At 59.9% G+C, this 14,398-nt stretch carries 13 protein-coding genes; 3 read left to right on the top strand and 10 right to left on the bottom strand.

From position 1 onward, the window contains the following. Nucleotides 1-191 precede the first annotated feature (191 nt). The 3 genes from tsaB to ppc all read right to left on the bottom strand — a co-directional run bounded on the left by tsaB (nt 192) and on the right by ppc (nt 4,526). A complete protein-coding gene (tsaB, locus tag ACOI8A_RS10585) occupies nt 192-866 on the bottom strand; it encodes a tRNA (adenosine(37)-N6)-threonylcarbamoyltransferase complex dimerization subunit type 1 TsaB (RefSeq protein WP_420648361.1) in 675 nt (224 codons plus the stop codon). 93 nt (nt 867-959) lie between these two features. After that, nucleotides 960-1,607, bottom strand: a complete 648-nt coding sequence (gene adk, locus ACOI8A_RS10580) for an adenylate kinase (protein WP_420648362.1) — start codon at nt 1,605-1,607, stop codon at nt 960-962. A 288-nt stretch (nt 1,608-1,895) separates the two neighbouring features. Beyond that, nucleotides 1,896-4,526 (bottom strand): phosphoenolpyruvate carboxylase, encoded by a 2,631-nt coding sequence (ppc, locus tag ACOI8A_RS10575; RefSeq protein ID WP_420648363.1) that lies wholly within the window; start codon nt 4,524-4,526, stop codon nt 1,896-1,898. 216 nt (nt 4,527-4,742) lie between these two features. Here ppc and ACOI8A_RS10570 point away from each other — a divergent pair, with 216 nt between their 5' ends. The 3 genes from ACOI8A_RS10570 (at nt 4,743) to ACOI8A_RS10560 (ending at nt 6,611) form a co-directional block, all read left to right on the top strand. Further along, entirely contained in the window at nt 4,743-5,087 is a 345-nt protein-coding gene (locus tag ACOI8A_RS10570) for a pilin assembly protein (RefSeq protein ID WP_420648364.1), read from the top strand. A gap of 275 nt (nt 5,088-5,362) precedes the next feature. Further along, entirely contained in the window at nt 5,363-5,767 is a 405-nt protein-coding gene (locus tag ACOI8A_RS10565; RefSeq protein ID WP_420648365.1) for a DUF4398 domain-containing protein, read from the top strand. 55 nt (nt 5,768-5,822) lie between these two features. After that, entirely contained in the window at nt 5,823-6,611 is a 789-nt protein-coding gene (locus ACOI8A_RS10560; RefSeq protein ID WP_420648366.1) for an OmpA family protein, read from the top strand. A 326-nt stretch (nt 6,612-6,937) separates the two neighbouring features. Here ACOI8A_RS10560 and ACOI8A_RS10555 read toward each other — a convergent pair whose 3' ends face one another. The 7 genes from ACOI8A_RS10555 to ACOI8A_RS10525 form a co-directional block, all read right to left on the bottom strand. Further along, nucleotides 6,938-7,267, bottom strand: coding sequence for a hypothetical protein (locus ACOI8A_RS10555; protein ID WP_420648367.1), 330 nt, complete (start codon nt 7,265-7,267; stop codon nt 6,938-6,940). Beyond that, nucleotides 7,264-8,169, bottom strand: coding sequence for an alpha/beta hydrolase (locus ACOI8A_RS10550; RefSeq protein ID WP_420648368.1), 906 nt, complete (start codon nt 8,167-8,169; stop codon nt 7,264-7,266). The genes ACOI8A_RS10555 and ACOI8A_RS10550 overlap by 4 nt, the downstream gene beginning before the upstream one ends. Before the next feature lie 24 nt (nt 8,170-8,193). Continuing rightward, nucleotides 8,194-9,471: a flavohemoglobin expression-modulating QEGLA motif protein gene (locus ACOI8A_RS10545; protein ID WP_420648369.1), complete on the bottom strand. Its 1,278-nt coding sequence runs from the start codon at nt 9,469-9,471 to the stop codon at nt 8,194-8,196. A gap of 86 nt (nt 9,472-9,557) precedes the next feature. Continuing rightward, complete coding sequence (locus ACOI8A_RS10540; RefSeq protein WP_420648370.1) at nt 9,558-10,262, bottom strand: TetR/AcrR family transcriptional regulator; 705 nt, start codon at nt 10,260-10,262, stop codon at nt 9,558-9,560. 114 nt (nt 10,263-10,376) lie between these two features. Continuing rightward, on the bottom strand, nt 10,377-11,879 hold the full coding sequence (gene lysS / locus ACOI8A_RS10535; RefSeq protein ID WP_038357812.1) for a lysine--tRNA ligase: 1,503 nt from the start codon (nt 11,877-11,879) through the stop codon (nt 10,377-10,379). Between the two features lie 77 nt (nt 11,880-11,956). Next, nucleotides 11,957-13,052 (bottom strand): peptide chain release factor 2 gene (prfB, locus tag ACOI8A_RS10530; protein ID WP_157214382.1). Its coding sequence is split into 2 segments (ribosomal slippage): nt 11,957-12,979 and nt 12,981-13,052, totalling 1,095 coding nucleotides; the frame shifts between segments, so codons are not numbered across the junction. Between the two features lie 312 nt (nt 13,053-13,364). Next, nucleotides 13,365-14,366 (bottom strand): diguanylate cyclase domain-containing protein, encoded by a 1,002-nt coding sequence (locus ACOI8A_RS10525; protein WP_420648371.1) that lies wholly within the window; start codon nt 14,364-14,366, stop codon nt 13,365-13,367. Nucleotides 14,367-14,398 lie beyond the last annotated feature (32 nt).

Here is a 14,398-nt window from a genome sequence, read left to right as displayed (position 1 = left end):
GGGGTTAGAAAGTGACGGTTGGCAGCGAAGCGCACGATATTAAGTCGTCGGGGCAGGTTTTTGTGGCGAGGGAGCTTGCTCCCGCTGGGCTGCGAAGCGGCCCCCTCAGTCAGTCAGGCACATCGGGAATTCAGGTTTGACGACTGCTGCGCAGCCGAGCGGGAGCAAGCTCCCTCGCCACAGGGGAATATTCAGCGGGCTTTGGGGGTGGCCACTTTGTCGCGCAGGTAGACAGGCTGAGCATCGTCGGCCGGAACCGACTCACCGCGTTCCCAGGCGAAGCGCGCCAGCGTCAGCAAGTCTTCAGCGTGGGGCAGCATGCCCGCGTCGGAACCCGCCAGTTCCACAGCGATGCGCTCTGCATAACCCCAACCTGTCCCCGCGCCGAACCATTCGCCACTGGCATCAACCGGCAACGCCGCCACTTCCGGCGGCAGCACAGCCTCGACACCCACCAGACGCATCTCCCCCGCCGTTTCGCGATAGCAGCCCCAATACACTTCATCCATGCGCGCATCGATGGCCGCTGCAACTTGACTGACGCCATGTTCGCGAAGGGCACGTTGCGCCAGCACCGCCAGGTTCGACACCGGCAATACCGGACGATCCAGCGCAAACGCCAAGCCTTGCACCACACCGATGGCAATCCGTACACCGGTAAACGCACCCGGCCCGCGACCAAACGCGATGGCATCGACCGCTTGCAGCGTGGTGCCCGCATCGGCCAGCAGTTGCTGGATCATCGGCAGCAATTTTTGCGCGTGCAGGCGCGGGATCACCTCGTAATGGCTCGTGACCTTGCCGTCATGCAGCAAAGCAACGGAGCAAGCTTCAGTCGCGGTGTCCAGGGCCAGCAAGGTGCTCATCGATGTGTCCGTAAATCAGGAAGGGAAAAGTGCGCCAGTATAAACAACTACGGCCCGCAAGCGGGCCGTGGATGATGCAGCAAACCAGGTTTTTCAGCTCAGTGCTTCAAGTACCTTGGCGGTGATTGCTTCTACCGAACCGACGCCAGGAATGTGGCTGTACTTCGGCTTGCCGTTGGCAGTCGACAGCTTCTGGTAGAAATCCACCAGCGGCTTGGTCTGCGAGTGGTAGACCGACAGGCGATGACGCACGGTTTCTTCAGTGTCGTCCTTGCGCTGCACCAGCTCGTCACCGGTGATGTCGTCTTTACCGGCAATTTTCGGCGGGTTGTAGACGATGTGGTACACGCGGCCGCTGGCTTCGTGAACGCGACGACCAGCGATACGCTGAACGATTTCTTCGTCTTCAACGGCGATTTCGACCACGGCATCCAGTTCAACACCGGCAGTGACCAAGGCTTCAGCCTGCGGAATGGTGCGCGGGAAACCGTCGAACAGGAAACCGTTGGCGCAGTCAGCTTGAGCGATGCGGTCTTTGACCAGCGCGATGATCAGGTCATCCGACACCAGGCCGCCAGCATCCATGATGCCCTTGGCTTGAACGCCCAGCGGGGTGCCGGCCTTGACCGCAGCACGCAGCATGTCGCCGGTGGAAATTTGCGGAATGCCGAATTTCTCGGTGATGAACTTAGCCTGAGTACCTTTACCGGCCCCGGGAGCTCCCAGCAGAATGACGCGCATCGATGTGCTCCTCAATTTTTTATATAAAAAACAACAGACTTGCCTCGTGGGGCGAATCTTGAAAAATAGGGTCGTGGCCGCCCAAACGGCCAAAGGCTGATCAAGATACACAGCAGGCTGCGCCCACACAAGACGCCAAAAGTCGGAGAAACCGACGCCCGCCGCGACCTTGCGACGCGGTTGCCCTGGTCGCAACCCCATCATTAACTGTCGCCTGCCCGCACGTAATCGGTGCAGATCAAGCGGCGCCCGAGTCTCCCCTCGGGTGCCCCGCCCGTGCAGGAAACCTTAGCCGGTATTTCGCAAACCGGCGGCGATCCCCGCTACAGACACCAGCAGCGCCTGTTCCACCGGGCTGCCCTGCTCCACTTCCTGCTGCCGCGAGCGTGCCAACAGCTCAGCCTGCAATAGATGTAGCGGATCGAGATAAGTGTTGCGCAGACGAATGAATTCCAGGGTGTCCGGGCTATGTGCCAGCAGCTGCGACTGGCCAGTCAGGCCAAGTACCACGGAACATGCCTGCGACAATAGGTCGCGTAAATGCACACCTAAAGGTAACAAGTCCGACTCGACCAGACGATCGTCGTAGGACTGCGCGATATCCGCGTCAGCCTTGGCCAGGACCATTTCCAGCATGTCGATGCGCGTGCGGAAGAACGGCCACTGCTCGCGCATCTGCCCCAGCAGTTCACCTTCGCCGCGCTCCAGCGCTTTACTCAGCGCCGATTCCCAGCCGAGCCACGCCGGCAGCATCAGCCGCGTCTGCGTCCAGCCGAAGATCCACGGGATCGCGCGCAGGCTTTCGATACCACCGGCACGACGCTTGGCCGGGCGACTGCCGAGCGGCAAACGACCCAGCTCCTGCTCCGGCGTCGACTGGCGGAAATACTCGACGAACTGCGGATTCTCGCGCACCACGGCGCGGTAGGCGCTGACACCGTCTGCGGCCAATTCGTCCATCAGATGGCGCCATTCCGGCGTCGGCGGCGGCGGTGGTAACAGCGTCGCTTCGAGCACTGCCGCGAGGTACAGATTGAGGTTCTGCTCGGCGATGTCCGGCAGGCCAAATTTGAAACGAATCATTTCCCCTTGCTCGGTAGTGCGGAAACGTCCGGCCACTGAGCCCGGTGGCTGCGACAGAATCGCCGCGTGCGCCGGACCACCGCCACGGCCCACGGTGCCACCGCGACCGTGGAACAACAGCAGTTCGACTTGTTGCTCACGGCAGATTTCCACCAGACGTTCCTGCGCCCGGTACTGCGCCCAGGCCGCCGCGGTAGTGCCCGCGTCCTTGGCCGAATCGGAATAACCGATCATCACTTCCTGGGGGCCGTGCAGGCGTGCGCGGTAACCCGGCAGCAGCAACAGACGTTCGATCACCGGACCGGCGTTGTCCAAATCGGCGAGGGTTTCGAACAGCGGCACCACGCGCATCGGCCGCAGCACGCCGGATTCTTTGAGCAGCAGTTGCACGGCCAGAACATCGGACGCCGCACCCGCCATCGAGATGACGTAGGAACCCAGCGAAGCAGCCGGCGCCGCCGCGACTTCCTTGCAGGTCGCGAGTACTTCGGCGGTGTCTGCAGAAGGTTTGAAATGCGCCGGCAGCAATGGCCGGCGATTGGCCAATTCACGTATCAGGAAGTTGATGCGGGCTTCTTCGTCCCAGTCTTCATATTTACCCAGACCGAGATAATCAGTGATTTCGGTCATGGCGGCGCAGTGCCGCGAAGAATCCTGACGCACATCGAGGCGCACCAGAAACAGGCCGAACGTCACCGCCCGACGCAGGCAATCCAGCAACGGTCCGTCGGCGATTACGCCCATGCCGCATTCGTGCAGCGAGTTGAAACACAGCTCCAGCGGATCGAGCAGATCGCGGTTGTCGTGCAGGACATCGGCCGGTGCCGTGGTCGTTGCGGTCAAGGACGCATGCGCCCAGTTGCGCGTAGCACGCAGGCGTTCGCGCAATTGCTTGAGCACTGCGCGATAGGGTTCAGCGCTGTCGCCAGCCTTGGCCTTGAGCGCATCGCTGGCCTGTTGCATCGACAATTCGGCGGCGAGGTGATCGACGTCACGCAGGTACAGATCGGCAGCCATCCAGCGCGCCAGCAGCAACACTTCGCGGGTCACTGCAGCCGTGACATTCGGGTTGCCATCGCGGTCGCCGCCCATCCACGAAGCGAAGCGAATCGGCGCAGCTTCCAGCGGCAAACGCATGCCAGTCGCGGCATGCAGTGCCTGATCGGCCTTGCGCATGTGGTGCGGAATCGCCTGCCACAGCGAATGCTCGATTACCGCAAAACCCCATTTGGCTTCATCGACCGGGGTGGGGCGAGTGCGGCGAATTTCTTCGGTGTGCCAGGCTTCGGCGATCAGGCGTTGCAAGGTGGTGTGGATCTGTTCGCGCTCGGCGCTGGTCAGGTCGCGATGATCCTGTGCGGCCAGTTGCGCGGCAATCGCGTCGTACTTCTGGATCAGGGTGCGCCGTGCGACTTCGGTCGGATGTGCAGTGAGAACAAGCTCGATTTCCAGCCGCGATAACTGCCGGGCGAGGGCGTCGGCACTGTGCCCTTCGCTGCGCAACCGCGCGAGCAGTTCCGGCAACACACGGGATTCGAACGGTGCAACCTGAGTCTCTTCGCGACGATGGATCAACTGGTACTGCTCGGCGATGTTCGCCAGGTTGAGAAACTGGTTGAACGCCCGCGCCACCGGCAGCAGTTCGTCTTCGCTCAGCTGATTGAGGCTGGCACTGAGTTCGGCGTCCATCGAACCGCGCCGGTCAGCCTTGGCGCCCTTGCGGATCTGCTCGATCTTGGCGAGAAATTCTTCGCCGTACTGGTCACGGATGGTGTTGCCCAACAGCTCACCGAGCAGGTGAACGTCCTCGCGCAAGCGTGCATCAATATCGGTCATCAGCAGAGCTCCAGCAGTTATCCCGGTTGCATGGACAGTAGCGTCTCGAACCCAGAGAGTGCCGCTCCAAACCAGTTCTTACAAGCACGCGACGAAGGGACTTTAAACCTTGCGCGTTGCAGCTAGTCTCAATACCAAGCCCTACAACGGCTTGCCGCCGGCCCACGCCGGACACTCACCAGGACTTGCCACGAGCAGGTACGCCATGAGGTTTTTATGAAAATTCGTGAACTCGCCCAGCATTGGGAAGAAAACGCCAAGGGTCGCCTGACCGACACTGGCTACACGATTCATCTGGATGTGGAAGCCGCGGCACGTCTTGCGGCGATTGCCGAGATGTACCCCAAACGCCACCCGGAAGAACTGCTCGGCGAACTGATCGGCGCCGCCCTCGAAGAGTTCGAAGCAAGCCTGCCGTATATCAAAGGTTCGACCGTGGTTGCGACCGATGAGGAAGGCGATCCGTTGTACGAAGATGTCGGCCCTACCCCACGTTTTCTGGCGCTGTCGCGGCGTCATCTGCATGAGCTGGCCAGCAGCAGCGACAAGCAAAAACACTGATTTGCCCCGCTCCTTTTCTGCACCGAAAAACCCTCTGCCCGAGCCGAAAATAGCTCGGGCATACCCCTGCAAACCGCGAAAGTTCCCGTGTTAGAGCCTTGTCCGTTCGATCAGAATTTTTTTTGGCGATTAGCCATCTTTTCTGAACTTTTGAAAAACGCCACCGGTCGGAAGCATTAACCACGCCTGGGACGAGCGTTTCAAAACGCACTAGCTACATGACGGTTGCGGCTCCGCTACCAGGATGGAATTCGCAGTTCTTAAGGAGTTAACCAATGGAGTTGAAGACCATGAAGACCCAAACCTCGTTCTCACACCTGCGCGGTCTGAAACTGGCCGCTCTCGCCATCGGCACCGGCTTCGTGCTGGCCGGTTGTGCCGGCAATCCACCGACCGAGCAGTACGCCGTGACTCAATCTGCAGTCAACAGCGCGGTCAGCGCCGGTGGTACCGAGTTCGCTGCTGTCGAGATGAAGCAGGCGCAGGACAAACTCAAACAAGCCGAAATCGCCATGCACGACAAGAAGTACGAAGAAGCTCGTACCTTGGCCGAGCAGGCTGAGTGGGACGCTCGTGTAGCAGAACGCAAAGCTCAGGCGGCCAAGGCTGAACTGGCTGTGAAGGATTCCCAGAAAGGTGTTCAAGAACTGCGTCAGGAAAGTCAGCGCACTGTGAAGTAAGCGCGCATCCCGATCGCAACGCTGAAACTCTTATCGATAGAAAGGACGAACGATTATGCGTAAACAACTGATGATTCCTGCTCTGCTGGCTGCAAGCGTTGCACTGGCTGCCTGCTCCACGCCGCCAAATCCGAACCTGGAAAACGCTCGCACCAACTACTCCGGCCTGCAAGCCAACCCGCAGGCGAGCAAAGTCGCGGCACTGGAAACCAAAGACGCCAGCGACTACCTGGACAAGGCCGACAAGGCTTACATGGACAAGCAGGACGCGGCCAAGGTTGACCAACTGGCTTACCTGACCAACCAGCGTGTTGAAGTGGCCAAGCAGACCATCGCCCTGCGCACCGCTGAGAACAACCTGAAGAACGCCGCTGCCGCCCGTGCTCAAGCGCGTCTGGACGCTCGTGATCAGCAGATCAAGCAGCTGCAGGATAGCCTGAACGCCAAGCAGACCGATCGCGGTACGCTGGTGACTTTCGGTGACGTGCTGTTCGCCACCAACAAGGCTGACCTGAAATCCAGCGGTCTGGTGAACATCAACAAACTGGCGCAGTTCCTTCAGGAAAACCCGGATCGCAAAGTGATCGTCGAGGGTTACACCGACAGCACCGGTGCCGCTAGTTACAACCAGAGCCTGTCCGAGCGTCGCGCCAACTCCGTGCGTACTGCACTGGTGAAAATGGGCGTTGATCCAGCGCGCATCGTCGCTCAGGGTTATGGCAAGGAATACCCGGTTGCCGAGAACGGCAGCGTCTCTGGTCGTGCGATGAACCGTCGTGTGGAAGTGACCATTTCCAACGACAACCAGCCAGTGATGCCGCGTTCGGCTATTAGCTCGAACTAAGCTTTACGCTGGAATGTGAAAGCCCCGCCTGAGTGATCAGGCGGGGCTTTTTGCATTTGCTTCAGGGTGCTCGGCTTACGGGGTGTGGCGTGCTTGAGACCGTAGCCCCTCACCCCAGCCCTCTCCCGAGGGAGAGGGAGCCGATCGGGGGATGCTTCAGGCATACGTCGATCTTAGAGTGCTTCGCCGAATCCATAATCGCCATAATCTTTCAGGTCGATGGATAGCGTCAGACACTTCGGTCAGTCCCCTCTCCCTGTGGGCGGTCCGACGTTTCGGGAGGGCTAGGGTGAGGGCTGAGCCTGCAGAATCACAACTCCCGCGAACTACTGCTCGAGTTTCTGCGGGGTCTCTTCCCCCATGCAGCGCACAGCCTTTTTCTGGGCGTTGACCAAGACTCCGGTCAACCCTTTCTGTTCGGTATCAAACAATACCAACACCCCGTCAATGCACTGCGCGACTTGCGGTGCCGGGGCCAGGGAGATTTTGTAGTCTTCGCCCGGAACGGTCTTGAGCATGGTGAAATCGCTCAGCAGCAGTGCATCTTCAGGCTTGGCGAAGTGCAGGTAGCCGTAGAACCACAGCGCACCGACGGTGCCGAGGATGGTGCCGATACCGGTGATGATCAGGGGGATGGCGTTACGTTCTTCACTCATTGCGGACTCTCATCTTCAGAATTCGGGGGGCGCGGGTAATTGGGGATCTCACCGAGGCGGCGCAGGCCGTTGAAATGCTCGGGGTCGTCGAGGTAACGCAGCATCACCTGACGCCAGACCGGATCGCCGAAGGTCTGCACATGGCCGCCACGGGTCAGTTGCAGCACGCGTGGTGGCGGCGCAGCTTGATACAGACGGATCGCGTTGGAAAGGGGCACGAGCGGATCGTCGAGACTATGGAAGATCAGTTTCGGCACGCCGTTGAGCTGCGCGATCGAGTTGATCGGGCTGTCGGCATCCGGCACCAGCCATGACAGCGGCACCTGCAATGGCCAGGTCAACCATGAAGTGCTCAACGCATATTGGCCGACGCTGCGGTAACTTGCTGGCACACCGTCGAGCACCAAGGCCTTGAGCTGCTTTTGCCGCTCAGGATGTTGCACCAGCCAATGTACCGCCATCGCGCCGCCGAGGCTTTGCCCGAGCAACACCAGCGGTTTGCCTTTGACTTCTGGCGCCTTGTCCAGCCAGGCGAATGCGGCGTCGATGTCCTGATAGATCGCCGGCAGACTCGGTTCGCCCTCGGACAGACCATAACCGCGATAGTCCACCAGCAGCACCTGATAACCCTGTTCTGGCAACCACCAGCTCCCGCCCAGATGCATCGGCAAATTGCCGCCATTGCCGTGCAGATGCAGCACGGTGCCTTTGACTTCAACGCCGGGTTTGACCGGCAACCACCAGGCATTCAGCTTGAGGCCGTCGGCGGTGGTGAGGGTTACGGCGCGATATTCGAGCTTGGCCTTTTCCGGGGTGAACAACTGGCCCGGCTCGGGGTAGAACAGCAGCGAGCTGCAACCGCCAAGCGTCAGGAGCAGGCAAAGCATGCCGAGGATTCTCATCCGGTGAAACCTCGCAGTGATTGCTCAGAGGATGTTCGAGTAGTCCGCTTCGATCCGGTCCAGGCTCAGGTGATTGAGGAAGTTGGAGAAGCACATCCACGCTGACAACGCGTTCAGATCGCGGAACTGGTCCGGCAGATACTTCGGCGCCACCACCAGTCCTTCATCCACCAATTGCCGCAAGGTGCGCATGTCTTCCAGCGTGGTCTTGCCGCAAAACAACAGCGGGATCTGCTCAAGCTTGCCCTTACGCACGGCCAACTGAATGTAGTTGTAAACCATGATAAAGCCCTTGAGATAGGACAAGTCTTTGGTAAATGGCAGGCCGTTCGGCACCGATCCACGGAACACCCGACTGGCATTGCCGTAGCTCTCGGCCATTTCAAAGCCTTGCTCGCGGAAGAACTCGAACACCTGCAAGAAGTCCGCGCCCTCCTCGACCATATGAATCGCGCGGGTACGGTTGGTCAGTTTGCGCAGACGGCTCGGGTAGGAGGCGAAGGTGATGATTTCCATCAGGATCGCCAGACCTTCCTGGGTCACTGTCGACGACGGCGGGCCTTTGGACAGGAAGGTACAGATTGGCTGGTTGAGGCCGTTGAGCGTGGTGCCGACGTGCACCAGGCCTTCGTGAACTTCCAGCGCACGCACGTCGCGGTCGTTGAACATCGCGTCGGTGCGGATCTTGATGTAGTCGGCACCCGCCGCCGCGTCGGCAACAATGCCGTCGGACTCGAATACGCGGATGGTTTCCTCGGCCTCGCCGAAGACCTTGTTCAGGCGGGTCTGCAGCAGGTGTACGGCATCCTTGGCGGTGAGGATTTTCGGTTCGTCCTTGAGGTCGCCACGGCCGTCGATGTTATTCAGGTAGTCGGACATCATCAGGCCGAGGTCGGCCAGGGTCGGGTCGCCGGCGTGGAACGCATCGGACGCCGCGCCATACAGTTCCTGGGAGATCAGGCCGAAATCCTCGGTGCCGCGCGCTTCGAGCATGCGCACCACCATCCGGTATTCCTTGCACATCCGGCGCATGATCTGGCCAACCGGGTTGAACTGGCCGAGCTGGCGGGTGATGTCGCGCTCGATGTTCTGGAATTCCAGTTTGACCTTGCTCGAATCGAACGCCAGCGGCCGATTGAGGTAGTAGTCGCGATCCACCGCGGGCATTTCCTTGCCCTTGGCCTTGAGGAACCCCTTGCGGATGCTCTCGTCCCACTTGACCGCGTCAAGGACACGGATCGGCGTCTGCGCCAGCACTATGCGATCGGACAAAATGCGTATCGTCTGCTGGTAATCGTCCACCCGAAACTCCTGTAGAAAACCTGATGTACATAGCCTGATTGGCTTTCATGCAAAACGCCCTATGCACACGCTTTCCCCGCTGGGGATCACGCCGACGCGAGCACCAGATGCATGTAGCGCGTCAGAATGCCGAGCATTTCCGCTTCGGCCAAAGGCTCGGCGTCGTTGAGCAGGCCCTGATATTCCATCCGACCGATAATCGCCGTCAACACCTTGGCATCCTGCTGCGGCTCACGCGAGCCCAATACCTGGAACAACTGGCAAGTGCCCTGCAACAGAATCTGCTGATGCGAACGCACCAGCAGCGCCAGCCTTGGATTGAGCAGCGCTTCCTGACGGAACGCCTGCTCCGCCATCAGATGCTCACGTCGGTTGACCAGTTGCCGGTGCACATAGTCCGCCATCAGCCGCGCGATGTCGTCCGCCAGTTGCGAGCGCGACTCCGGGCTGCCATCGGCGCTGACCACCATGTCACGCAGCAGGCCTTCGTTGTTGTTCCACAACTTGGCCATGTACTCGGCACTGCGTTCCACGTATTGGGCGAAGGTATCGGTGAGCAGGTCATCGATGTCCTTGAAGTAATAAGTGGTCGCCGACAGCGGCACCGCAGCCTCGGCCGCCACCGCTCGATGGCGCACGGCCCGCACGCCATCGCGCACGACAATGCGCATCGCTGCGTCGAGAATATCCTGTCGACGCTGCTCGCTGCCCTGCCGGCTGGCCTTGCGGCCTTGGTACTGAACACTTTCGGCAACCGCCGTAGCGATCCCCGCTGCACCTTCTTGAGCCATTGCACCAATCACGACAGGCATTCCTCTGTTATTTCAAAAGTAACCATTTGATACGTTTGTACCAGACAGGCAATAAAAAGCCGCCTGTTTTAGGCGGCTTTTTTACTGAAACGTTTACGCTTGCGGTCGCATGTGCGGGAACAGGATCACATCGCGGATCGACGGTGAGTTGGTCAGCAACATCACCAGACGGTCGATGCCGATACCTTCACCCGCCGTTGGCGGCATGCCGTACTCCAGCGCACGCACGAAGTCGGCGTCGTAGTGCATGGCTTCGTCATCGCCGGCGTCCTTGTCGGCCACCTGCGCCATGAAGCGCTCGGCCTGGTCTTCCGCGTCGTTCAACTCGGAGTAGGCGTTGGCGATTTCACGGCCACCGATGAACAGCTCGAAGCGGTCGGTGACGTTCGGGTTGTCATCGTTGCGACGGGCCAGTGGCGACACTTCGAACGGGTATTGAGTAATGAAGTGCGGCTGCTCGAGTTTGTGCTCGACCAGTTCTTCGAAAATCATCACTTGCAGCTTGCCCAGACCTTCGAAGCCCAGCACCTTGGCGCCGGCCTTCTTGGCGATGGCGCGGGCCTTGTCGATGTCGTTCAGATCATCGGCAGTCAGTTCAGGGTTGTACTTGAGGATCGAGTCGAATACCGACAGACGCACGAACGGCTCGCCGAAGTGGAAGACTTTGTCGCCGTACGGCACGTCAGTGCTGCCCAGAACCAGCTGCGCCAGTTCGCGGAACAGCTCTTCGGTCAGGTCCATGTTGTCTTCGTAGTCGGCATACGCCTGGTAGAACTCCAACATGGTGAATTCAGGGTTGTGACGAGTCGAAACGCCTTCGTTACGGAAGTTGCGGTTGATCTCGAACACTTTCTCGAAACCGCCGACAACCAAGCGCTTCAGATACAGCTCAGGCGCGATACGCAGGAACATTTCCATGTCCAGCGCGTTGTGGTGGGTTTCGAACGGCTTGGCTGCCGCGCCGCCAGGAATGGTCTGCAGCATCGGCGTTTCGACTTCGAGGAAGTCACGCTTCATCAGGAAGCTGCGGATGTGCGCAATCACTTGCGAACGTACACGGAAGGTCTGACGCACGTCTTCGTTGACGATCAGGTCAACGTAGCGCTGGCGATAACGCTGTTCGGTGTCGGTCAGGCCGTGGTGCTTGTCCGGCAGTGGGCGCAGGGATTTGGTCAGCAGGCGCACGCTGGTCATTTCAACGTACAGGTCGCCTTTGCCGGAACGGGCCAGGGTGCCTTCAGCCGCAATGATGTCGCCCATGTCCCAGGTTTTCACCGCGGCCAGGGTGTCTTCGGACAGGGTTTTACGGTTGACGTAAACCTGAATCCGGCCGGTCATGTCCTGAATCACCATGAACGAGCCACGGTTGAGCATGATGCGACCCGCAACCTTGACCGGAATCGCAGCTTCTGCCAGCTCTTCCTTGGTCTTGTCCGCGTATTGTTTCTGCAGTGCATCGCAGTAGTTTTCGCGGCGGAAGTCGTTCGGGAAGGCGTTACCCTTGGCGCGCTCGGCAGCAAGCTTTTCCTTGCGCAGGGCGATCAGGGAGTTTTCTTCCTGTTGCAGGGCTTGCGGATCGAGTTGTTGGTCGCTCATGTCTTTAAATATTCCATCAGGTTCATTGCCCTCAGCCTGCGGCTGAGGATCACCGGCTAGCCGGCTCCCACAATTTTTTACAGCCCGGATTTCAGGCTGGCTTCCAGGTATTCGTCAATATCGCCGTCGAGCACCTTGTCGCAGTCACTGCGTTCGATGTTGGTGCGCAGGTCCTTGATTCGCGACGCGTCGAGCACGTAAGAGCGAATCTGATGACCCCAGCCGATGTCCGACTTGGTGTCTTCCAGGGCCTGGGAAGCGGCGTTGCGCTTCTGCATTTCCTGCTCGTACAACTTGGCCCGCAGCATTTTCATGGCGGTGTCCTTGTTGGCGTGCTGGGAACGTTCGTTCTGGCAGCTGACCACGGTGTTGGTCGGTACGTGCGTGATACGTACGGCCGAGTCGGTGGTGTTTACGTGCTGACCACCGGCACCCGAGGAACGATAGGTGTCGATGCGCAGGTCTGCCGGGTTGATTTCGATTTCCACCTTGTCATCGATCTCTGGCGAGACGAAAACAGCGGAGAACGAGGTGTGGCGACGGTTGCCGGAGTCGAACGGGCTCTTGCGCACCAGACGGTGCACGCCGATCTCGGTACGCAACCAGCCAAAGGCGTATTCGCCCTTGATGTGCACGGTGGCGCCTTTGATCCCGGCGACTTCACCGGCCGACAGCTCCATGATGGTCGCGTCGAAACCGCGTTTGTCGGCCCAGCGCAGGTACATGCGCAGCAGGATGTTGGCCCAGTCTTGAGCCTCGGTGCCGCCGGAACCGGCCTGGATATCCAGGTAGGCGTTGTTCGGGTCCATCTCGTGGCTGAACATGCGGCGGAATTCGAGCTTGGCGAGGTTTTCCTCGAGACGGGCCAGCTCGGCGACAACATCGCCCACTGCGCCTTCGTCGTTCTCTTCGACGGCCATGTCCAGCAGGTCGCGGCAATCGGCCAGACCGGTGTTCAGTTCGTCGAGGGTATCGACGATCTGTGCCAGCGCAGAGCGCTCGCGGCCCAGCTCCTGGGCGTATTCAGGTTTGTTCCAGACACTCGGATCTTCAAGCTCGCGATTGACTTCGGTCAGACGCTCATGCTTTTGATCGTAGTCAAAGATACCCCCGAATAGTTTCGGAGCGTTCGGACAGGTCCTTGATGGTGTTCAGGATCGGGTTGATTTCCATGGCAGGCAGCACTCGTTGGCGAACTTTTGAAAGCCGGCGAGTATAACGTAATCGGGCTGGGACGGCAGCCCGTCTGGCGGGTCTTGGGGGAATGCCTTGCGGGTTGGTGTCTGGCTTGAGATTGCCTGCCCTCACCCTAGCCCTCTCCCAGAGGTAGAGGGGACCGACCGAGATGTCTTTCGTCATGCATCGACCTGAAACTCCGGGTCGATTATGGATTCAGCAAAGCTGTTTCAGGTCGATGTATCTCGCAAATATCCCCCGGTCGGCTCCCTCTCCCCCGGGAGAGGGCTGGGGTGAGGGGGAAGGCCGTTACTCAATCCCAACCTGATTGCGTCCATTGTTCTTGGCCAGATACAACCCGCGATCCGCCGCCGAAATCAGCAACCGGCAATCACTGCCCGCCTCCGGCACCATGGTCGCCAGTCCGATGCTGATGGTCAGGATCGCGCCATCATCCGGCGAATGATGCGGAATCTTCAGCGCGGCCACGGTCTGGCGCAGCTTCTCGGCCACCAGGCGTGCGCCGCCCGGTGAAGTATTCGGCAGCACCAGCGCAAACTCCTCGCCACCGTAGCGCGCAGGCAAGTCCGAAGGCCGGGCGCTGGCGTCGCGGATGGCGGTGGCGACCTTGCGCAGAGCTTCGTCACCTTCAACGTGGCCGAAGGTATCGTTGTACGACTTGAAGTAATCGACGTCGATCATCAACAGCGACAACTGAGTCTGATCACGCAACGAACGGCGCCACTCCAGCTCCAGGTATTCGTCGAAGTGGCGGCGATTGGACAGCCCGGTCAAGCCGTCGGAGTTCATCAGGCGTTGCAGCACCAGATTGGTGTCGAGCAACTGCTGCTGGCTGACGCGCAGCGCGCGATACGCCGCGTCACGTTGCAGCAGCGTCATGTAGGAGCGCGAGTGATAGCGTATGCGCGCCACCAGCTCGATGTTGTCCGGCAGCTTCACCAGATAGTCGTTGGCGCCTGCGGAAAACGCCGCGCTCTTGATCAGCGGGTCTTCCTTGGTCGACAGAACGATGATCGGGATGTCCTTGGTCGCCGGATGATTGCGATACTCGCGCACCAGGCTCAGGCCATCGAGGCCGGGCATCACCAGATCCTGCAGGATCACCGTTGGCTTGATCCGCACCGCATTGGCGATGGCCTGATGCGGGTCGGAGCAGAAATGGAAGTCGATGTTCTCTTGATTGGCCAGCCCACGGCGCACCGCTTCGCCGATCATCGCCTGATCGTCCACCAACAACACCATGGCGGCGTTTTCGTCGGTCTTGATGCCATCGATCTGTAAGTCATTCATGGGCGGTCACCTGAGTGCTGCGGGGGCCAGGG

This window comes from Pseudomonas sp. P4795 (genome assembly GCF_048822895.1).
In the GTDB taxonomy this organism is placed as follows: domain Bacteria; phylum Pseudomonadota; class Gammaproteobacteria; order Pseudomonadales; family Pseudomonadaceae; genus Aquipseudomonas.
This window is presented reverse-complemented; position numbering and strand designations above follow the sequence as displayed.

Coding starts and splice junctions, on each gene's coding strand:
- tsaB (WP_420648361.1), bottom strand. CDS start 866: ATGAGCACCTTGCTGGCCCTGGACACCGCGACTGAAGCTTGCTCCGTT.
- adk (WP_420648362.1), bottom strand. CDS start 1,607: ATGCGCGTCATTCTGCTGGGAGCTCCCGGGGCCGGTAAAGGTACTCAG.
- ppc (WP_420648363.1), bottom strand. CDS start 4,526: ATGACCGATATTGATGCACGCTTGCGCGAGGACGTTCACCTGCTCGGT.
- ACOI8A_RS10570 (WP_420648364.1), top strand. CDS start 4,743: ATGAAAATTCGTGAACTCGCCCAGCATTGGGAAGAAAACGCCAAGGGT.
- ACOI8A_RS10565 (WP_420648365.1), top strand. CDS start 5,363: ATGGAGTTGAAGACCATGAAGACCCAAACCTCGTTCTCACACCTGCGC.
- ACOI8A_RS10560 (WP_420648366.1), top strand. CDS start 5,823: ATGCGTAAACAACTGATGATTCCTGCTCTGCTGGCTGCAAGCGTTGCA.
- ACOI8A_RS10555 (WP_420648367.1), bottom strand. CDS start 7,267: ATGAGTGAAGAACGTAACGCCATCCCCCTGATCATCACCGGTATCGGC.
- ACOI8A_RS10550 (WP_420648368.1), bottom strand. CDS start 8,169: ATGAGAATCCTCGGCATGCTTTGCCTGCTCCTGACGCTTGGCGGTTGC.
- ACOI8A_RS10540 (WP_420648370.1), bottom strand. CDS start 10,262: ATGGCTCAAGAAGGTGCAGCGGGGATCGCTACGGCGGTTGCCGAAAGT.
- lysS (WP_038357812.1), bottom strand. CDS start 11,879: ATGAGCGACCAACAACTCGATCCGCAAGCCCTGCAACAGGAAGAAAAC.
- ACOI8A_RS10525 (WP_420648371.1), bottom strand. CDS start 14,366: ATGAATGACTTACAGATCGATGGCATCAAGACCGACGAAAACGCCGCC.